The following is an 18,415-nucleotide window of genomic DNA, read 5'->3' as shown; positions in this document are numbered from 1 at the left end:
CGTCTTGTCGGAGAAGCAGAACGGGCAGATCGCGCGCGGGAAATAGTGCGGCTCGCCGCAGGCGGTGCAGCGCTTGATCATGAACTTGCCGGCCTTGGCCGCTTCCCAGAACGGCGCGGTTTCCGGATTGGACACCGGCGCCGGATATTTCTTTGTCTCTGCCATCACACGCGCTCCAGAATGCAGGTTGAGGCGGCGTGCCGATTGCCCAACAGCCCGCCGGTGCCATGTGCAATCGCAAGATCGCAGTTCTGCACCTGCACCTTCGGGTGCGCTTCGCCGCGCAGTTGCCGCACGGCCTCAAGAATCTTGGTCATGCCGCCGCGGTTGACCGGATGGTTGCTGCAGAGCCCGCCGCCATCGGTGTTGAACGGCAGCTTGCCGACACCGGAGATCAGGTTGCCGTCGGCCACGAACTTGCCGCCCTCGCCCTTCTTGCAGAAGCCGAGGTCCTCGAGCTGCATCAACACGGTGATGGTGAAGCTGTCGTAGATCGAGGCGTACTTGATGTCCTTTGGCGTAACGCCCGCTTCCTCGAAGGCGCGCGGGCCGGACCAGACGCCGGCCGAATAAGTGAGGTCGAGGTCCTTGCCGCCGCGGGGCCCCTTGGTGGCTTCGCCATGGCCGATCAGCCTGACCAGCGGCTTCTTCAGGCTTTTCGCGATCTCCGGCGTGGTCACGATCATGGCGCCGCCGCCGTCAGTGACGACGCAGCAATCCATCCGGTGCAGGGGATCTGCAATCAAGGGCGAGTTCAGGACGTCCTCGACGGTTACGACGTCCTTGAGCATCGCATGCGGGTTGTATTGGGCGTGGTGCGAGGCCGCGACCTTGACCCAGGCGAGCTGCTCCGAGGTGGTGCCGTAGTCGTGCATGTGGCGCATGGCACACATGCCGTAGACATTGTGGGTGGTCTGGCCGTAGGCGGTCTCGAAATCGGCCTCGGCGCCGGCCGCGCGGGGCGGCATCGGGCCGGTGCGCGGCTTGCCCGCGAGCGTCACCAGTGCGATCGAGCATTTGCCGGCAGCGATGGCTTCGGCCGCATGACCGAGATGGATCAAATAGGAGCAGCCGCCAGTATCGGTGGAATCGATGTGGCGGAGCTTCCTCATGTCGAGGCCGAGATAGTCGGCCATATTCATCACGCCGCCGGGCGCGTCGCCGGCACAGAAATAGCCGTCGATGTCGGCCTTGGAGAGGCCGGCATCCTCGATCGCCCCCTTGGCGACCTCGGCGTGCAATTGTGAGGTGGATTTATCGGGTGCGTGCCGGGTCGGGTGCTCGTAAATCCCGGCAATGTAGGCCCTGCCCTTGATGGTCAACTGGTTCTCCGCTGACGTTTTTTCTTCGACTTTCCGGTTAATTTCTTGGCCTGTCGAGCGGGCCTTGGCAAGCGGTGAAATATTCCGCAGCGTGAGATGGCGGACATGCGGGACTTGCGCTGAGGTGCTGCCGCAGGCTCGGGCGCCGTAGGGTGGGCTGAGCGAAGCGAGCCCACCACTTTACTCACCCATCAGCACCGCTGGTGGGCACGGCGCTGGCGCGCCTTTGCCCACCCTACGAAAGCGGAGGACACGACTACACATTCCCGCTCCGCTGATGCGTCCGGGTTTTCCATCATCATCGTCCCTCGGAGATCCGGAGGGCGCAGGGAATGCCGGGCGCCGTTGCACCCGCGGTCTCGTGTGCAGCGAAGTGCGCAAGAACGCACACGAGTTGATCACAGGTACAACCGAACACGTCCGGCATTCCCCGCGCGATGTTTGACGACTTATTCCGTGCTCTCCTCGGCGTACCGGGCGTTTTTAGTCACCGTCGCCTCGCTGAACTCGCGCCCAGCGAAACTTGACACCAGCATCGGGGTGTCGGGACCACACGGCTTCGTCGAACGTACCGAACGCGCTTCGTCCTTGCGCGGCGATAGCGTCCATCGCATCCCCGCCTCACGTGTCGTGACGATTGGCCGAACGTCCCTCGTGTCGAGGCGGGATGGCGCGGACTGTATTTCTGATTTGACGATTTCTGCAATACAGAAGCGGTGCGACAAAGTAACACGACGGGCAATTTGCACATGACGGTTATGCGCGAATGGCCCGTCGGGCAAAATGGTCGCGACGTCACTCCGCCGCCATCTGCCGTGGCGCGGGTGGCGGGTTGGCGAGATCGGCGAGGAGTTGCGCGTGGCGCTTGGCGGCTTCCGCGGCGGCCTTCTCCTTCACCGGGCCGTAGCCGCGGACGCGGTCGGGCAGCGACAACAGCTCCAGTGCGATGTCTGAGGTGACCGCCGACAGCGAGCCGAGCACGGTCGCGACGTCCTTTTCGTAAGAGGCGATCAGCTCGCGCTCGAGCTTGCGGTCGGGGCTGCGGGCAAAGATGTCGAGCGCCGTGCCGCGCAGGAAGCGGAACTTCGCCATGGTGCGGAACACCGGCAGCATCCAGGGACCGAAAGCGCGCTTCTTGGGCCGACCGAGCGCATCCTTGGCCCCGCCGAGGATCGGCGGCGCGAGATTGAAGCTGAACTTGAATTCGCCCTCGAACTGGTCGCGAAGCTGCTGCTCGAACTTGCCGTCGGTGAACAGCCGCGCCACTTCGTATTCGTCCTTGTAGGCGAGCAGCTTGGCGTAGTTGATCGCAACCGCACGCGGCAGCGCCTCGGCATAGCCGCCCTGGAGTGCAGCGTCGCGGACCTGGTCCACCAGCTTGCGGTAACGCGTAGCGAGCCGCTTGCTCTGATAGTCGGTCAGATGTTTCATTCGATGCGCGATGATCTCGTCCAGCGACATGGACTCCAGCGACTTCGGCGCATGCGCCTCGTCCTGGCCCTCCATCATCGCTTCCAGCCGCGCAGGGTCCGCGGCCGCGAGCCGGCCGAGCCGGAAGGCCTGCGTATTCATCTTGATCGAGACGCCGTTGACCTCGATCGCCTTCTCGATCGCTTCCGCCGACAGCGGCAACAGGCCCTTCTGATAGGCATAGCCCATCATCATGATGTTGGTGGCGATGGAATCGCCGAGCAGCACTTCGGCCGGCCTGGTGAAGTCGACAAAGGCGGTGTCCTTGCGCAGCGAGTTTTCGAGCACGCTGCCCACCTTGCGGCTCTGGAAATTGAAGTCGCGGTTCAGGATGAAATCCGCGGTCGGAATCAAATGGCTGTTGATGACACCGACCGTGCGGCTCGACTCGCACAGTGTCGTCATGTCCTTGGATGCCGCAACGACCTCGTCCGCCGCCATCACGAGATCGGCGGTGCCGGTGACAATGCGCGAGCAGGTGACATCGGCGGTGTGCTCGGACAGGCGGACGTGGCTCAGCACCGCCCCGCCCTTCTGCGCGAGCCCCGACATGTCGAGGATCATGCTGGCCTTGCCCTCGATATGGGCGGCCATGCCGAGCAGCGCGCCGATGGTGAGCACGCCGGTGCCGCCGACGCCTGCGATCGCGATGTTATAGGGCCGCTCCAGCGGCGGACGCGAGGCCGGCTCCGGCAGCGCGCCGATATCGCCAAGCTCGGCCGGCGCGCGGCGGCGCGGCTTGCCGCCGTCGATGGTGACGAAGGACGGGCAAAAGCCTTTCAGGCAGGAATAGTCCTTGTTGCAGGCGGACTGATTGATGGTGCGCTTGCGCCCCATCTCGGTCTCCAGCGGCTCGACCGAGATGCAGTTCGACTGCACAGAGCAGTCGCCGCAGCCTTCGCAGACAGCCGGATTGATCATGACGCGGCGCGCCGGGTCTTCCATCAGCCCACGCTTCCGGCGGCGGCGCTTTTCGGCGGCGCAGGTCTGCACGAAGACGATGGCCGAGGTGCCCTTGATCTCGCGGCATTCCTTCATCACGGCGTCGAGCTCGTCGCGATGGCGGGTGATGACGCCAGGCGCGATGTCGGATGGCGGATAGAGATGCGGGTTTTCCGAGACCAGATAAATGTTGCGGATGCCTTCGGCGTGAAGCTGGAAGGTGATCTGCTGTGGCGACAATTCGCCGTCGACATGCTGGCCGCCGGTCATGGCGGTCGCGTCGTTGTAAAGGAGCTTGTAGGTGATGTTGGCGCCCGAGGCGATCGCCTGCCGGATCGCCAGGCTGCCGGAATGGAAATAGGTGCCGTCGCCAAGATTGGCGAAAACGTGCTGCTCCTTGGTGAAGGGTGCGACGCCGACCCAAGGCACGCCCTCGCCGCCCATGTGCGTAAAGGTCTCGGTGGAGCGGTCCATCCACAGCGCCATGAAGTGGCAGCCGATGCCGGCAAAGGCGCGGCTGCCTTCCGGCACCTTGGTCGAGGTGTTGTGCGGGCAGCCCGAGCAGAAATAGGGCGTGCGGGTCACAGGCGCTGTCGCCTGCATCTGCGTCGCCTCGCGGCCGTTGAACCAGTCGGCCCTGGCGCGGAGCATGCTCTTGATTTCGGGATTGAGATCGAGTCGAAGCAGGCGTTCGGTCAGCGAGCTGGCAAGGGATGCCACGCTAAGCTCGGCGGCAAAGGTCAAAAAGCGCTTGTCGTGGTCATCCATCTTGCCGACAATGCGCGGGCGGACGTCGTCACGCCAGTTGAAGAGCTCCTGCTTGACCTGGTTCTCGACGATCTCGCGGCGCTCCTCGACGATGAAGATCTCCTCGAGGCCGACGGCGAAGTTGCGCACGCCTTCCGGCTCGAGCGGCCAGGGCATGCCGATCTTGTAGAGCCGGATGCCGATTTGGGCAGCGATCTCCGGCGTGATGCCGAGCTCGCGCAGCGCCTGGCGGATATCCTCGTAGCTCTTGCCGGACGCCATGATGCCGTAGCGGGCGTTCGGCGAATCCATCGTGATGCGGTTGACCTTGTTGGCGCGGGCAAAGGCGATCGCGGCATAGCCCTTGTAATCCTGCAGCCGCCGGTCCTGGTCGAACCGGTCGTCGGGCCAGCGGAGGTTGAGGCCGCCCTTCGGCATCTCGAAATCGGTCGGGATGACGAACGGCGTCATCTCGTCGGTGAGATCGATCTCGGCGGTGGTCTCAACCGTCTCCGTGATCACCTTCATGCCGACCCAGCAGCCGCTGTAGCGCGACATCGCAATGCCGAGCAGGCCCATCTCGATCATCTCGTGGATCGACGAAGGATAGAGATAGGGCATCAGCGCCGAGATGAAGGCGTGGTCCGACTGATGCGGCACGGTCGAGGACTTTGCGCCGTGGTCGTCGCCGGCAAGGCACAGCACACCGCCGTTCTTGGCGGAGCCCGCGGCGTTGCCATGGCGGAATACGTCGCCGCAGCGGTCGACGCCGGGGCCCTTGCCGTACCAGATGCCGACCACGCCGTCGTAGTTGGAGCCGGGCGAGAGGTTGAGCTGCTGCGAGCCCCAGATCGCGGTCGCCGCGAGGTCCTCGTTCACGCCGGGCTGGAATTTGATGTTGTATTGCTCGAGATGCTTGCGGGCGGCGAAAAGCTGCTGGTCGTAGCCGCCGAGCGGCGAGCCGCGGTAGCCGGAAATGAAGCCCGCGGTATTGAGGCCTGCGGCGCGGTCGCGCCTGATCTGCGCCATGGGTAGGCGAACCAGGGCCTGAATGCCGGTCAGGAACACGTGGCCGGTTGACTGCGTATACTTTTGATCGAGACTGATCGGACCCTGGTTGATTCCCATTTAGCCCTCTTAAGTCCTTGGCTGCCCCGGCACTTTTTCGCTTAGCTAGTGACGCAAAACGCGCTCCGCCACTCCACTTTATGTCGCTTTTTCTGATCGGCGCATCACAAATATCGCGCGAAATGCGCCTCGCTCGAAAATCGCAACTTCGTGGCCGGAATAGCTGCGGCGTTTTTCAGTTTATGTCGTTCGGGGCGCGGCCCGCGAAACGGCGTGACGCCTCCTTTGTCCCAAGCTTTTCCGCTATAGGTCGAGACGACAGGCAAGGACACCATCTCCACATGCGCGCGATTCTCTGCGGCCTCGTTTTGTGCAGTGCATTCGCGCTTTCGACCGCGCGGGCGAGCGACCCGTCCGAAGAAGCCATTGCGCGCGGCAAGGCGCTGGTGGTGGCCGGTGATTGCGCGAGCTGCCACACCGCCGATCCCGCAAAACCCTTTGCCGGCGGCAAGCGCATCGATACGCCCTTCGGCGCGATCTATTCGCCCAACATCACCCCGGACCGCGATACCGGGATCGGGGCGTGGAGCGAGCAGGATTTCTATCGCGCGCTGCGCTTTGGCGTCGCGCCCAACGGCTCGCGCTACTATCCGGCCTTCCCCTACCCGAACTTTGCGAAACTGACGCGCGACGACATCTTCGCGATCCGCGCCTTTCTCGACACGCTCGCCCCGGTCGCAAACCAGGCGCCGCCGCCGGCGCTGTCGTTTCCGCTGAATCACCGCGTCCTGATGCGCGCCTGGGATTTCCTGTTCTTCAGGCCGGGAATCCTTGAGCCCGACCAGGCGAAGGGCACGGACTGGAACAGGGGCCGCTATCTCGTCGAAGGCGTCGGCCATTGCGGCGTCTGCCACACGCCGAAAAACATCCTCGGCGCCGACAAGCGCGGTCAGCATCTGTCCGGCGGCCGGGTCGACGGCTACTTCGCGCCGCGGCTCGATGGCGCCGCGCGCAGCGGCCTGAAATCCTGGAGCGTCGATGACCTCGTGGAATATCTGCAGAGCGGCCGCAACGCCAAAAGCCATGCCGGCGGGCTGATGGCCGAGGTCGTCGTCAACTCAACCTCGAAGATGAGCGACGCCGATGTGAAGGCGATCGCGGTTTACCTGAAGAGCCTGTCCGCGGGACCGCCAGAAGTGGAAGGGCCGGCGCCGACCGAAGCCGAGCTCAAGACGGGGGAAGAGATCTACGCCCACAACTGCATCGCCTGCCACGAAGCGGATGGATCGAGCTCGCCGCGCGTCTATCCGCCGCTCAACGGCAATGCGCTGTTGCAGTCGGCCGACCCCTCCTCGACGCTGCGCGTCATCCTTGACGGCGCGCACACCGTGACCACGCCGCGCGCACCCAATACCGGCTCGATGCCGGATTACGCCAAGCAGCTCTCGGACCAGCAAATCGCCGACGTCACCAACTACATCCGCAATTCGTTCGGCAACGCTGCGCCGCTGGTGACGGCGGAAGAAGTCGCGAAGGCGCGGAAGCAGACGGCGAATGGCGAATAGTGGGGAGTGGCGAATAGCGAGTGGATCGAATTCTATTCGCTATTCGCCGCTGGAACTTACACAGGTTCCCCGGTGAGCGGGGTGAGTTTTCGCGGAACTGAGACGCGCGGCATCGGTTGTCTTACGACTAAAGGAGGAACCGAGCCATGGCTAATGAACGCATACCCCCCGATCCCTATGACCCGTATCGTTCCGGCCTGAGCGACGACAATTTCGGCCGCCAGAACCGCTTCGACGACAGTTCGCAGGTGGATCCGGCGCTGCAGGACGGCACGACTTCGTCAAGCAAGATCGCGCTGTTCGCTGTCGGCATTGCGGTGTTGCTCGGCGCGCTGTTCTACGGGCTCAACAACACCAGCGTGAAGGAAGCGCAGACCCCGCCGCCCGCGCGGACCGCACAGACGCAGAACACCGCACCGCCGGCCGCGCCTCCGGGCATGCGCGACGTGACGCCCAAAGCGAACAACGCACCCGGTGTGACCACGGGCAGCGCGCCAGCCGCGCCGAACAACAAGCCGGCCGAGCCGAACAACAAGTAACCGCATTGAATTGAGATCAGATGCGGCAGGCATAAGCGCCTGCCGCATCGTTGTGCGTGGATGCAGCTTACCGGAACATCTTGTTGAGCTCGCCACCGGGATAGCCGTGCGCGAGATCGGTGAAGCTGCCCTGCTCCGCCATTTCCCTGGCCGCCTTCATGAAGCCGGCCCAGGCGTTGCGCGCAAGCGAGCCGCCGACGCTGATGCGGCGCACGCCAAGCTCCTCAGCCTGTTTCACCGACAGTCCGGATGCGCCGATCAGGAGATTGACGGGCTTCGGATGCACGGCTTTCACCACCGCCGCGATCTCTTCTTTCGTCTTGATGCCCGGCGCATAGAGGCAATCGGCGCCGGCGGCCGCATAGGCCTGCAGCCGCTCGGTCACGAGCTTCAGATCGGTGACGCCCCAGAGAAAGCCCTCGCAGCGGCCGGTAAGCAGCACGCCGGAGTGATTGGCGTCGATCGCGCCGCGCGCGGCCTTGATGCGTTCGACCGCGAGTGCGGCATCGAACAGCGGACGGTCCTTGTCGCCGGTGGAATCCTCGATCGAGAGCCCCGCAACGCCGGTCTTCACGCCGCGCGCCACGTTCACCGCGACGTCTTCCGGCTTGACCGCAAAGCCGCCTTCGAAATCGGCGTTGACGGGAATATCGACGGCAGCGCAGATCGCGGTGAGATGATCGCAGACATCGTCGACCGTGACATGGTTGTCCGCCTTGCCGATGGTCCAGGCGAAACCGGCGCTGGTCGAAGCCACCGCCTTGAAGCCGAGATGCTGCAGCGCTTTCGCGGTGCCGACATCATAAGGGTTGGGCAGCACGAAGCAGCCGCGTTCGTGCATCTTTTTGAAGGTAGCGCGCTTGTCCGCTGACGTGACCGGCATGATCTCTCCCCTTTTTCCTGTCTTGCGATGTGCGACGCTTAGATAGCGGGGCGGTGTGCACGCCGCCAGTGCTGCCACCTGTTGCCAGGAATTGTGTTTACACCACAACCTTGCGCAGGAACGTCCGTTCCTCCGCGAGGATGAACTTGTTCTCCTCGGCGAAATGGAAATTCGCCATGCCCTCCGCGTCACCGCGCAGCCGCGCGCGATAGGCCTCATAGGCCGCCAGATTCTCGAACGAGATCAGCGCGAAGGCGATGTTGTTGGTGCCTTCATGCGGCATCCAGTAGCCGATCAGGTCGCCGCCGCATCTTGGAATGATCTTGAGCCAGTTCTTCGAATATTCCTCGAACTGCGCGCGCTTGAACGGATCGAGCTGATAGCGGATGAACACGGTGATCATTTGGAACCCCTTTTTAATGCAAGCGACGTCATTCCGGGGCGATGCGAAACATCGAACCCGGAAGCTCGAGATTCCGGGTTCGCCTCTTCGAGGCGCCCCGGAATGACGTAGAGGAATACTAATCCTTGAACTACGGCGATGCTTCGGCTATCATCGAAGCATGAAAGCAGGACCCGACATTGCCATGGTGGCTTCCCTGGTCGGCGACCCCGCCCGCGCCAACATGCTGACCGCGCTGATGACCGGCCGCGCGCTGACCGCAAGCGAGCTCGCGCAGGAAGCCGGCATCACGCCGCAGACCGCAAGCTCCCATCTCTCCAAGCTCGAAGCTGGCGGGCTGGTCGAGCCGGAGAAGCAGGGCCGCCACCGCTACTACCGCCTCACCGGCGAGGACGTCGCGGGCGTGCTGGAAATGCTGGAGGGGCTCGCTGCGCGCGTCGGCCACATGCGCGTGCGCACGGGACCGAAGGACCCGGCGCTGCGCCGCGCCCGCATCTGCTACGATCATCTCGCCGGCGATCTCGGCGTGCAGATGCTGGACAGCATGAGGACGCAGAAGCTGGTGCGGCAGAGGAAGCAGGACATCGAGCTCACGCCGGAGGGCGCGAGATTCCTGGAGCGGAATTTGCAGATCGCGCCGGACATGCTGAGGCATCCGCGTCGCCCGGTGTGCAAGGCCTGTCTCGACTGGAGTGAGCGGCGGCACCACCTCGCCGGCACGCTGGGAGCAGCGATGATGTCGCGCTTTGCCGAACTCAAATGGGCCGCGCGCGATCCGACGCCCGGCAGCCGCGTGGTGAATTTCACCCGCACCGGCGAGAAGCGCTTTGCCGCCCTGTTTCCGAGCGGCGACGATTAGGCCGGCCGCACGCGCAGGAGGCGTTGCGCCCGAAGATGGGCCACAACGCCGAGCTCGCCAAGTCGCTGGCCGAGCTGATACCGAACGCGCGTCCGGAAGTCATTCCGAAGCCCGATCACTTCGCTTTCCTCGAAGCACGCCGGAAATTTGACGAACTTGAGGCTCGGTTTCCTCGGGGAAATGAACGAGGGCCGTTTTTGGCGGCCCTCCTCAAAAGAAAAGCTTACCAGTTGCGGAAGCATTTGCGTCCATACGGGCCGGGGTGCCAGCCGGGCGGGCAGTTATAGAGCGGACGGCAGCCGCCATAGGGACCGCGGTGGCCGCCCCAACCGCAGCCGCCATAGACCTGGATAATACCATCGCTGGCCGCGGTCGCACCGAGCGGCGCAAGCGGCATGGCCTGCGAACCCGTCATGGCAAAAAGCCCAAGACCGAAGGCAACGGCAGAAGCAGCAAGAAATTTCATAGGCTGATCCTTTCATCTACGGTTTTGCGCGACAGGACAGTTCGTCCCCGTAACGCCAGATCGCGAGCGGCAGTTTCAATGCCGCCGCCTGAATGGCAGGTGAACTGGCGCAGATTGCCGAGATTTAATGTCGGCGGACGGATTCGCCGTGCGCAGGATCGAGCTACGCGGCAAGCTCCTCGGCCAGCACAAAGATCTCGCGCGTGCGCGTGACGTCAGGCCAGTCGCGATTGAAGTCGGCGACAAGGCGCTTCATGTCATCGCCCTTCATGGCGCGGTCGAGCGAGGCTTCGTCGGCGAATTCATAAGTCGCCTGATGCAGCGAGGGATCGCTCAGGCTCCAGAACCGCCATGCCCGCTTCACACCGAAGGATTTTGCGGCGTCAGGCAGATGTTCGGTCTGGTACCACTTGTCGAACGCCTTGCGTTTGGCGGGATCAGTCACGGTGGCGCGTACGACGAAATAGGCGGCGGGCATGGGTTCCTCCCCAGGTTGCTTACTGTTCTGAGGGTGCGGAACCTATCATCGCGCGTCCGTGAACGCGACCGCCGCCAGCCGTGTCACACTTTCTACAAACAACGGGACCAAGAATACGGCATGGCGGGGCTGGTTCATCCTTACATCCAAAGGAGACAGCAATGGCAGCAAAAGCAAAGCCGATCCCCGAAGGGTACCATAGCGTCACCCCCTATCTGGTCGTTGATGGCGCGGAGAAGATCGTCCGCTTCATGAAGGACGCATTCGGAGCTCAGGCCGTATTCGAGCCGATGATGCGGCCCGACGGCAAGATCATGCATGGCGAATTCAAGATCGGCGATTCCGTCGTGATGATCGCCGACGCCTCCGAGCGCGCAGCGCCGACGTCCGCCTCGCTGTATGTCTACGTGCCCAATGTGGATGCGGTTTACCAGAAAGCGATCAAGGCCGGAGCCACCTCCGAGATGGAGCCCGCGGACATGTTCTATGGCGACCGCAGCGGCGGCGTGAAGGATCCGGCCGGCAACCGCTGGCACATCGGCACCCACATCGAGGACGTCTCGCAAGACGAACTCAAGAGGCGCGCGACGGAATTCATGAAGCAGCAAAACAGGGCGGCGTAGCCTGTCCTTTCCCTCTCCCCGCTCTTGCGGGGAGAGGGGTTCATCAACCACCGCGGCGAGAGATCATACCGGCATCGTCCGCTTCTGATGCGCACGGCCCTTGATGGCGGCTGCCTCGCTGTGGCCCGCGACCACGCGCACGCCTTCATCAATCCGTGCGGTGATGTTGTCCGGAGTGCAGGATTGCAGGAAAGCGACGCCGTGCTTTCGGCAGGCCGCGAGGATACGATCGCGCGCCCTCTGCATTTCCGGCGGGAACGGCTCACGCGGAATCGTGCGGTAGCCGAGCGAGAGGCTGAGGTCGCCCGGACCGATCTCGGCAAATCCAAGGCCCGGCACCGCGATGATCTCTTCGCAATTGGCGACGCCTTCTGGGCTTTCGAGCTTCACCCCGAGCAGCAATTCGCCCTTCGGATTGAGCGGCCAGGGATCGCAGCGCTCCATATAGTCCTCGGTCGACAGGCCCCAGATCGGCGCGGCGGTTGCTTCCGATCCACGCCCCCGCGTCCCGATCCCGAGGAGCTTGCGGCCGGCCGCGTCGATCCCGCCATCCGCCGCACGCGTCGCTCCCTCCATGCGTGCCATTGGCGACGGGATTGCGGGATCGACGCCGATCGTGTTGTGCGGATAGCGGCAGGATTCCACAAAAGCGCGCACCGCATCCGCAGTCTCCGCCTGACACAAGAGGATGCCATGCACGCCGCGGCCAAGGATCTGGCGGAATTGCCAGGCGTTATAACGCACATGCGCGGCGTCGATCCCATTCACCGGCGCCTCGACGATCACCGCCGGCGTGCGGTGTCCCGACCGCGTCGGTCCGGCGTCGACCATGCCGCGCATGTAGTCGGCGAGGCCCACCATGTCGAAAGCGCCATGCTCCATGCCGACATTCATGTAGTCGGCCCACGTCGCAGCATCGGTGCGACCTTGCGCATGGGTCAGAACATGGCCGCTATGCGGACCGTCATAGTAGATCGCCTGGTCCTGCTCCAACAATTCGATGCAACGATTGATCCGCTTCCCCATCAAAGTCCACTCCGGCGGTTTCGTCGAGGCTGCGAAGAGGGTAGCATTGCAACGCGCGACAAGGCAGATCATCAAAAGGGAGGCCGTCATGAGCCAAGCGCAGCCAGTCAAGGACGCCAGTCACCTCTACAAAGTCGAGCGCCGCGCCCAGCACGCCGCGCGTCCCGGCTTTCGCATCACCGAGCTACAGCTCTCACCAACGCAGAAGGTGCCGTGGCATACGCACACCAACGTCTCTGACACGTTTTACGTGCTGGAAGGTGAGATGCGGCTTTTCCTCCAGGATCCCAAGGAGGAAGTGAAGCTCAAGCCCGGCGAGGTCTACGCCGTCAGGCCCAAGCGGCCGCACCTGGTGACCAACGGCGGCAAGACGTCGCTCACCTTCCTTGTGCTGCAAGGCGTGGGCGAATACGATTTCGTGCCGCTTATTTCGTAAGGCGGGTTAGGCGCAAGCCGTAACCCGCCGATAGGTGTGGCATCGAAGATGGCGGATTACGCTAACGCTAATCCGCCATCTTCTACAGCCCTATACCCACCCTCCCCGCGCCATGATGGCGGCGCAGAGCAGGATGACCGCGATCGCCGCAAGCTCGATGTGAAGGATCATGCTGACGCGTTTGCGCCTGGCTGCTTCGACGACCGGCACCTGCCCGGCCTTGATCGCATCACGCCACGACAGGAATTCCCTGGTCGGAATGATCGAGAGCAGCCCGACGATGATGAACAGCGAGAATTTCGTCAGGAACGCGTGGCTGTGCCAATAATATTCGGGGCCCTTCTCGAAGAAGAACACGCGCAGGAGCCCGATCACCAGCAACAGGCCGGCAGCGATGCCGAGCACGAGATCGGTGACCTGCAGCCTGCGCGCTGAAGAGACGGTCAGCTCCTGCCGCATCAGCGTGAACTCGATCGCAACGGCAGAGACCAGCGTGAAGGCACAGAGATGATGGAGAAAGGCAAACAGCGTGGACATGGCGCATGGTCCATTTCGTTGATCGATTGAGGCTTCGCACGATGGTATAGATTGTTGGCGACAACAAGAAGAACGCGCGTCTCACGCCGTTTTGCCTTGGCCATTGAAGCTACTGGAGGGACCAATGCCCGACACGCGAAAAGAAACCGACGGCCTCGGCGCCATTGAAGTCCCCTCCGACAGGCTCTGGGGCGCGCAGACGCAGCGCTCGCTCGAATATTTCAGCATCGGCAAGGATCTGATGCCGCGCGAGATGATCACGGCCTATGCGATCCTGAAGAAGGCTTGCGCGATCGTCAATCACCAGGGCAAGCGGCTCGATGAGCAGCGCTATAAATTGATCGTGCAGGCCTGTGACGAGATCCTCGCCGGCCAGCATCACGACATGTTCCCGCTTCACGTCTGGATGACGGGCAGCGGCACGCAGTTCAACATGAACGTCAATGAGGTGATCTCCAACCGCGGCTGCCAGCTCGCCGGCACGCCGCTCGGCAGTCATAACCCGGTCCATCCCAACGATCATGCCAACATGGCGCAATCGTCGAACGACAATTTTCCGTCGGCCATGTGTATCGCCGCTGCCGTGAACGTGAAGACGCGGCTGATCCCGGCGGTCACCGCGCTGCGCGATGCGATCGACGCGAAGGCAGCGGAATGGAGCGACATCGTCAAGATCGGGCGCACCCACATGCAGGACGCGACGCCGCTGACGCTGGGCCAGGAATGGTCCGGATATGCCGGCATGTTGTCGGACGATCTGGAGCGGCTCGAAGACGCGCTCAGGAGCGTCTATCAGCTTGCGCTCGGCGGCACCGCGGTCGGCACCGGCATCAATGCGCCCGCCGGCTTTGCCGAAGCCGCCGCCGCCAGGATCGCCGAGCTGACGGGGCTGCCCTTCGCCACCGCTCCCAACAAGTTCACCGTGCAGGGAGCACACGATGCGCTGGTGCAATTGTCCGGCACGATGCGCACGCTGGCCGTGTCGCTCTACAAGATCGCCAACGACATCCGTCTGATGGGCTGCGGCCCGCGCGCAGGCTTTGCCGAGCTGCATCTGCCGGAGAACGAGCCGGGTTCGTCGATCATGCCGGGCAAGGTCAATCCGACCCAGTGCGAGGCGCTGACGATGATCGCGGTGCAGGTGATGGCCAACGACGTCGCGGTCGGCTTTGGCGGCGCCGGCGGCTATCTCGAGATGAACGTCTACAAGCCGCTGATGATCTACAACATCAGCCACTCGATCACCATCATGAGCGACGGCTGCACGAATTTCCGGAAATTCCTGATCGAGGGCACGAGGCCCAACCTCAAGAAGATCAGCGAATATGTGGAGCGCTCGCTGATGCTGGTCACCGCGCTCTCGCCCGTGATCGGCTATGACAAGGCTTCCAGGATCGCACACTACGCCATGGAGAACGATATGACCCTGAAGGAGGCCTCAATGCAGCTTGGGTTTGTCAGCGAGGCGGATTTCGACAAATTCGTTGATCCCAGGAAGATGGTGAGGCCGATGTAGGTCAGCTTCGTAGCGGCGTAGGGTGGGCAAAGCGAAGCGTGCCCACCACTTCTTTTGGAACTCTTTGATCAAGAAATGGTGGGCACGGCGCGTTCGCGCCTTTGCCCACCCTACGGCGCAGAGATTGACAATCGCCATTACCTGACTAAAGTCAGATATCATGCTTGACCCCGTCTCGCGCGTTCGCCGGTTCAACCGCGCCGTCACTTCGGAGGTCGGCGCGCTCGACACCTCATTTCTCGGACGCGGGCGGCCGCTTGGGGCTGCTCGCGTGCTCAATGCGATCGGTCACGGGCGGGTCGATGTCGCCGACCTGCGCGACTATCTCGGCCTCGACTCGGGGCTGATGAGCCGCCTGCTGCGCAGCCTGGAGGATGAGGGCCTCATCACCACCATGCCGGATCGGGATGATGCGCGCCGCCGCATCGCAAAGCTCACGCGGGCCGGCCGGCACGAATTCAATGCCTACGAGACGATGTCCAATGCGCAAGCCGAGGCCCTCCTCGCCCGGCACAGCAAGCCGGAGGCGCTGCTGGCCGCGATGGACATGATCGCGGCCGCTTTCGGACGCAGCCGGATCAGCATCGAGGAAGTGGACCCGAGGGCAGACGAGGCGCGCTACTGTCTCGGCGAATACTATGGCGAGCTGGCGCGCCGCTTCAAAGGCGGCTTCGAGGTCTCGCTGTCGCGCGATCCCGACGCCACCGATATGATGTCGCCACGCGGGGCGTTCTTCGTTGCAATGTCGGACGGCCAGCCTCTGGGCTGCGTCGGACTGAAGGGAAGCGGCAACGAGCTTGCAGAAATCAAGCGGTTATGGGTCGCGCCTTCGGCGCGCGGTGTCGGCGTTGGACGACGGCTCATGGAGAGGGCCGAGGACGCCGCGCGGGCTCTATCGATCAGGATCCTTCGCCTGGATACCAACAGCGCTTTGGGCGAAGCTGGCCAGCTCTATCGCAGCACCGGCTGGAGAGAGATCGATCGCTTCAATAATGATCCCTATCCGGACCTGTTCTTCGAGAAGCAGCTCTGAGGCACTTGACCGCAATCCAGCATTGCTACCGCGTGATGCACCTTGGTTAAAGCGGCTCGCCGCGAGTTCTTCCTTCTCCCCTTGTGGGAGAAGGTGGCGCGGACTTTAGTCCGCGCCGGATGAGGGGTTGCATCCGCGGGCACGATAGGCAATTTAATGTGCGGAGAGAGACCCCTCACCCGGATCGCATCTTGCGATGCGATCCGACCTCTCCCACAAGGGGAGAGGTGAACCAGCGGCATCAACTCAACCAACTTCATCGCGCTTTAGTTATGCAGCGTCGCGCGCCGCGCGGGCACCGAGCAGCCCTGCCTCGGTCAGCGCGTCGCGGATTCGCGCGATCTCCGTCTCCGTGATCTTGACCAGCGGCGGACGCACCACCGCGCGCGGCAGCTTGCCGAGCAACACGAGGGCTTCCTTCATGCGGTTGTGCATGTCGACAAAGGGATCGGCGTAGAAGACGCGCGCGAGCGGATAAATCCGGTCATTCAAGCGCCGGGCTTCCGCGAGATCGTTGGCTTTCACGGCGCGATAGAGTTTTGCCTGCAGGTCGGCGATGACGCTGCCGCTGCCGGATAAGAGACCATTGCAGCCGAGCACCAGCGAGCTCAGAAGCCATGCGCTGTTGGTGGAGAGCACGTTGATCGGACGCTTGCGCCCCTGTAGCGCGCGAATCTGGCTCTCATGCTGCGGGACCAGTGGCGTCCAGTCCTTGATGGCGCGGATGGTCGGCACTTCGTCGAACAGCCGCTCCAGCGTTGCCGCCGGATAGCCCTGCCCCGTCGCCAGCGGATATTGAAACACGATCAGCGGCAGATCGGTCGCGTCCGCAATCGTCTTGAAATGCGCCAGCGCCATCTCGGCCGATTGTCCCAGCGTGAAGGGACCGGGCGGGAACACCAATAGCGCCGAAGCGCCTCCGGCCTCAGCCTGCCGCGCGATCCGCGCCGCCTCAAGGCTGCCGTCCGCCCAGATGCCGTGAATGATCGGCAATCTGTCGCCGACTTCGTCGCCCGCGATCTCCATCACGCGACGCTGCTCATCGAGCGTGCAGGAGGCGACCTCGGTGGAGTGAGCATTGACCGTGATCGCCGACAGCCCCTGCACCGATGCGACATCGCGCAAGTGCGCGCGGAAGCTTACCGCGTCGATCGAGAAATCCGCGTGGAACGGCAGCAGCACCGCGGGGATCACGCCTTGAGGCACGAAATCAGGATGGCGGGGCATGGTTTCGACTCCCCTGTGTTGTTCTCGTTCGCAACTCCGTACGGCGGATCAGCGTAGCGCAATCCGCCAACATTTCAACGGCACCAGGAGGCGGGTTACGATGCACCAACCCCCACGGACGTTCTCACTTCGGGCGGGCAGCTACGACAAATTCAGCAGTCAGCGTGACCTTCGATTTTATCGAATTCGATATGAAGCACTGGGCCTCCACGCCCTCCATGATCTCGCGGGCGCGCTCGATCTCGGCCGTGTTATCGAGGGTTACGCGGGGTCGAACGGCGACTTCCGTGATGCGGTACTTGCCTTCGACGTTTTCGAGCAGACCTTCGGCCTCGCTTTCATAGGCCACCGGAACAAGGCTTTTCGCCTGGGCGAGCGTAAGGAACGTCAACATCAGGCAGGTATTGAGCGAGCCCACGAGGAGTTCTTCGGGTGCCCAGACGTCCGGCTGACCTTTGAATTCCGGCGGGCTGCCAACGACGATGTGCGATTTTCCCTCGGCTGAAAGTGTACCCCGCCTCGCAGACGCCCAATCGATCTTGGCCTTGTAGCGAAAGGACTTGTAGGCTCTCTTGGTGTCCATGCGAACCTCCGAGGCCGCTCTTGCCAAAGGGCGCTCTCGCGCTTGCGCCTCGGGCATCGGATCAACGTAGTGTAATCCGCCGACATTTCAACGATCCTCGGCGAGTTATGGCTTCCACCTTCGGCAGCTGTCACATCAGCTTCACCGGCGCATCGCGCACCACGCGAAGGTCGATCCCGCCGATCAGGTCCGCACGGCGCGCCTCGGCAGCTCTGATGGCGGCATCCGTCACTCGCAACGTGCTGACATTCGATCCGAGCGATACGATTCCGCCGAGCATCAGGGCAATCGATCCGAGCGCGGCGACCGGACTGGGCCCTAACAGGCCGAGCAGTGCGATGAACAGCAATGCGACACCACCGCCAATCGCAATCTTGGAAGCTAGAACGACCTTTCGGCAGCGTTCGGCGATCTCGGCAAGCTCCTCGATCCGCGCTTCGATTTCTGAAATCTCGTCGATCGGATCGTCTTCGATCATTGGATTCAAGGCTCTGTAGGGCGCATTAGCGTAGCGTAGTCCCCCAACATTTCAACGACGTTCGGCGGATTGCGGCCGCGCCTAATCCTACTGAGTCATTCGGTCGCGTCCACGGGTGCCAAGGAATCAAGTAATTGAAGAGATTCATAATTTGGCAGGCGGAGGGCCGGATGGATCTCAGGGAAGGTGGGGATAGCGAAAGGCGGTTTGAGGC

General features: G+C 63.1%; 19 protein-coding genes. 7 read left to right on the top strand and 12 right to left on the bottom strand.

Translation table 11 applies throughout. The features are described from left to right. The 3 genes from VKR55_RS15840 to VKR55_RS15830 all read right to left on the bottom strand — a co-directional run. On the bottom strand, nucleotides 1-165 hold a 165-nt coding region (locus tag VKR55_RS15840; protein ID WP_324404848.1), incomplete at its 3' end, for a Zn-ribbon domain-containing OB-fold protein. Beyond that, on the bottom strand, nucleotides 165-1,322 hold the full coding sequence (locus tag VKR55_RS15835; RefSeq protein ID WP_324404847.1) for a thiolase domain-containing protein: 1,158 nt from the start codon (nucleotides 1,320-1,322) through the stop codon (nucleotides 165-167). The genes VKR55_RS15840 and VKR55_RS15835, both read right to left, overlap by 1 nt. A gap of 795 nt (nucleotides 1,323-2,117) precedes the next feature. Continuing rightward, nucleotides 2,118-5,609, bottom strand: a complete 3,492-nt coding sequence (locus VKR55_RS15830) for an indolepyruvate ferredoxin oxidoreductase family protein (RefSeq protein ID WP_324404846.1) — start codon at nucleotides 5,607-5,609, stop codon at nucleotides 2,118-2,120. Between the two features lie 281 nt (nucleotides 5,610-5,890). Between VKR55_RS15830 and VKR55_RS15825 the strand changes: the two genes are divergently transcribed. Together VKR55_RS15825 and VKR55_RS15820 are read left to right on the top strand one after the other, a co-directional pair. Then, nucleotides 5,891-7,114, top strand: coding sequence for a cytochrome c (locus tag VKR55_RS15825; protein WP_324404845.1), 1,224 nt, complete (start codon nucleotides 5,891-5,893; stop codon nucleotides 7,112-7,114). A 146-nt stretch (nucleotides 7,115-7,260) separates the two neighbouring features. After that, a complete protein-coding gene (locus tag VKR55_RS15820) occupies nucleotides 7,261-7,653 on the top strand; it encodes a hypothetical protein (protein ID WP_324404844.1) in 393 nt (130 codons plus the stop codon). Nucleotides 7,654-7,720: 67 nt separating this feature from the next. On the opposite strand, the gene VKR55_RS15815 is transcribed toward VKR55_RS15820, so the two are convergent. Continuing rightward, the gene (locus VKR55_RS15815) at nucleotides 7,721-8,536 is read right to left on the bottom strand and encodes an isocitrate lyase/PEP mutase family protein (protein ID WP_324404843.1); all 816 of its coding nucleotides are present in this window, start codon (nucleotides 8,534-8,536) and stop codon (nucleotides 7,721-7,723) included. A 97-nt stretch (nucleotides 8,537-8,633) separates the two neighbouring features. After that, nucleotides 8,634-8,939, bottom strand: coding sequence for an NIPSNAP family protein (locus VKR55_RS15810; RefSeq protein WP_324404842.1), 306 nt, complete (start codon nucleotides 8,937-8,939; stop codon nucleotides 8,634-8,636). Between the two features lie 160 nt (nucleotides 8,940-9,099). On the opposite strand from VKR55_RS15810, the gene VKR55_RS15805 reads away from it, so the two are divergent. Beyond that, nucleotides 9,100-9,798, top strand: a complete 699-nt coding sequence (locus tag VKR55_RS15805; RefSeq protein ID WP_324404841.1) for an ArsR/SmtB family transcription factor — start codon at nucleotides 9,100-9,102, stop codon at nucleotides 9,796-9,798. Nucleotides 9,799-10,021: 223 nt separating this feature from the next. Here the strand turns inward: VKR55_RS15805 and VKR55_RS15800 are convergent, their stop codons facing one another. Together VKR55_RS15800 and VKR55_RS15795 are read right to left on the bottom strand one after the other, a co-directional pair. After that, a complete protein-coding gene (locus VKR55_RS15800) occupies nucleotides 10,022-10,264 on the bottom strand; it encodes a GCG_CRPN prefix-to-repeats domain-containing protein (RefSeq protein ID WP_324404840.1) in 243 nt (80 codons plus the stop codon). Between the two features lie 163 nt (nucleotides 10,265-10,427). Beyond that, nucleotides 10,428-10,742: a hypothetical protein gene (locus VKR55_RS15795; protein ID WP_324404839.1), complete on the bottom strand. Its 315-nt coding sequence runs from the start codon at nucleotides 10,740-10,742 to the stop codon at nucleotides 10,428-10,430. Between the two features lie 161 nt (nucleotides 10,743-10,903). Between VKR55_RS15795 and VKR55_RS15790 the strand changes: the two genes are divergently transcribed. After that, nucleotides 10,904-11,365, top strand: a complete 462-nt coding sequence (locus VKR55_RS15790; protein ID WP_324404838.1) for a VOC family protein — start codon at nucleotides 10,904-10,906, stop codon at nucleotides 11,363-11,365. Nucleotides 11,366-11,428: 63 nt separating this feature from the next. Here VKR55_RS15790 and VKR55_RS15785 read toward each other — a convergent pair whose 3' ends face one another. Continuing rightward, entirely contained in the window at nucleotides 11,429-12,391 is a 963-nt protein-coding gene (locus tag VKR55_RS15785) for an aldolase/citrate lyase family protein (RefSeq protein WP_324404837.1), read from the bottom strand. An 88-nt stretch (nucleotides 12,392-12,479) separates the two neighbouring features. On the opposite strand from VKR55_RS15785, the gene VKR55_RS15780 reads away from it, so the two are divergent. Beyond that, nucleotides 12,480-12,827 carry a cupin domain-containing protein gene (locus tag VKR55_RS15780; protein ID WP_324404836.1) on the top strand — a complete coding sequence of 116 codons (348 nt, stop codon included), beginning with the start codon at nucleotides 12,480-12,482 and terminating at the stop codon, nucleotides 12,825-12,827. A 90-nt stretch (nucleotides 12,828-12,917) separates the two neighbouring features. On the opposite strand, the gene VKR55_RS15775 is transcribed toward VKR55_RS15780, so the two are convergent. Then, entirely contained in the window at nucleotides 12,918-13,364 is a 447-nt protein-coding gene (locus VKR55_RS15775) for a DUF2214 family protein (protein ID WP_324404835.1), read from the bottom strand. A gap of 124 nt (nucleotides 13,365-13,488) precedes the next feature. Here VKR55_RS15775 and fumC point away from each other — a divergent pair, with 124 nt between their 5' ends. Both fumC and VKR55_RS15765 read left to right on the top strand, forming a co-directional pair. Beyond that, complete coding sequence (gene fumC, locus VKR55_RS15770; protein ID WP_324404834.1) at nucleotides 13,489-14,880, top strand: class II fumarate hydratase; 1,392 nt, start codon at nucleotides 13,489-13,491, stop codon at nucleotides 14,878-14,880. Nucleotides 14,881-15,040: 160 nt separating this feature from the next. Further along, the gene (locus VKR55_RS15765; RefSeq protein ID WP_324404833.1) at nucleotides 15,041-15,913 is read left to right on the top strand and encodes a bifunctional helix-turn-helix transcriptional regulator/GNAT family N-acetyltransferase; all 873 of its coding nucleotides are present in this window, start codon (nucleotides 15,041-15,043) and stop codon (nucleotides 15,911-15,913) included. Nucleotides 15,914-16,183: 270 nt separating this feature from the next. Here VKR55_RS15765 and VKR55_RS15760 read toward each other — a convergent pair whose 3' ends face one another. The 3 genes from VKR55_RS15760 to VKR55_RS15750 form a co-directional block, all read right to left on the bottom strand. Beyond that, nucleotides 16,184-17,140, bottom strand: coding sequence for a dihydrodipicolinate synthase family protein (locus tag VKR55_RS15760; protein ID WP_324404832.1), 957 nt, complete (start codon nucleotides 17,138-17,140; stop codon nucleotides 16,184-16,186). 124 nt (nucleotides 17,141-17,264) lie between these two features. Then, nucleotides 17,265-17,723, bottom strand: coding sequence for an OsmC family protein (locus VKR55_RS15755; RefSeq protein ID WP_324404831.1), 459 nt, complete (start codon nucleotides 17,721-17,723; stop codon nucleotides 17,265-17,267). Nucleotides 17,724-17,853: 130 nt separating this feature from the next. Further along, a complete protein-coding gene (locus tag VKR55_RS15750; RefSeq protein WP_324404830.1) occupies nucleotides 17,854-18,201 on the bottom strand; it encodes a hypothetical protein in 348 nt (115 codons plus the stop codon). Nucleotides 18,202-18,415 lie beyond the last annotated feature (214 nt).

The organism is Bradyrhizobium sp. (assembly GCF_035309285.1).
Lineage (GTDB): Bacteria > Pseudomonadota > Alphaproteobacteria > Rhizobiales > Xanthobacteraceae > Bradyrhizobium.
The sequence above is the reverse complement of the archived record's forward strand: the minus strand, read 5'-3'. Positions and strand labels throughout refer to the sequence as shown.

Excerpts from the sequence above, each read along its gene's own strand:
- VKR55_RS15830 (WP_324404846.1), bottom strand. The coding sequence starts at position 5,609 with ATGGGAATCAACCAGGGTCCGATCAGTCTCGATCAAAAGTATACGCAG.
- VKR55_RS15755 (WP_324404831.1), bottom strand. The coding sequence starts at position 17,723 with ATGGACACCAAGAGAGCCTACAAGTCCTTTCGCTACAAGGCCAAGATC.
- fumC (WP_324404834.1), top strand. The coding sequence starts at position 13,489 with ATGCCCGACACGCGAAAAGAAACCGACGGCCTCGGCGCCATTGAAGTC.
- VKR55_RS15785 (WP_324404837.1), bottom strand. The coding sequence starts at position 12,391 with ATGGGGAAGCGGATCAATCGTTGCATCGAATTGTTGGAGCAGGACCAG.
- VKR55_RS15760 (WP_324404832.1), bottom strand. The coding sequence starts at position 17,140 with ATGCCCCGCCATCCTGATTTCGTGCCTCAAGGCGTGATCCCCGCGGTG.
- VKR55_RS15820 (WP_324404844.1), top strand. The coding sequence starts at position 7,261 with ATGGCTAATGAACGCATACCCCCCGATCCCTATGACCCGTATCGTTCC.
- VKR55_RS15795 (WP_324404839.1), bottom strand. The coding sequence starts at position 10,742 with ATGCCCGCCGCCTATTTCGTCGTACGCGCCACCGTGACTGATCCCGCC.
- VKR55_RS15800 (WP_324404840.1), bottom strand. The coding sequence starts at position 10,264 with ATGAAATTTCTTGCTGCTTCTGCCGTTGCCTTCGGTCTTGGGCTTTTT.
- VKR55_RS15815 (WP_324404843.1), bottom strand. The coding sequence starts at position 8,536 with ATGCCGGTCACGTCAGCGGACAAGCGCGCTACCTTCAAAAAGATGCAC.
- VKR55_RS15810 (WP_324404842.1), bottom strand. The coding sequence starts at position 8,939 with ATGATCACCGTGTTCATCCGCTATCAGCTCGATCCGTTCAAGCGCGCG.
- VKR55_RS15750 (WP_324404830.1), bottom strand. The coding sequence starts at position 18,201 with ATGATCGAAGACGATCCGATCGACGAGATTTCAGAAATCGAAGCGCGG.
- VKR55_RS15805 (WP_324404841.1), top strand. The coding sequence starts at position 9,100 with ATGAAAGCAGGACCCGACATTGCCATGGTGGCTTCCCTGGTCGGCGAC.
- VKR55_RS15775 (WP_324404835.1), bottom strand. The coding sequence starts at position 13,364 with ATGTCCACGCTGTTTGCCTTTCTCCATCATCTCTGTGCCTTCACGCTG.
- VKR55_RS15790 (WP_324404838.1), top strand. The coding sequence starts at position 10,904 with ATGGCAGCAAAAGCAAAGCCGATCCCCGAAGGGTACCATAGCGTCACC.
- VKR55_RS15825 (WP_324404845.1), top strand. The coding sequence starts at position 5,891 with ATGCGCGCGATTCTCTGCGGCCTCGTTTTGTGCAGTGCATTCGCGCTT.
- VKR55_RS15780 (WP_324404836.1), top strand. The coding sequence starts at position 12,480 with ATGAGCCAAGCGCAGCCAGTCAAGGACGCCAGTCACCTCTACAAAGTC.
- VKR55_RS15765 (WP_324404833.1), top strand. The coding sequence starts at position 15,041 with ATGCTTGACCCCGTCTCGCGCGTTCGCCGGTTCAACCGCGCCGTCACT.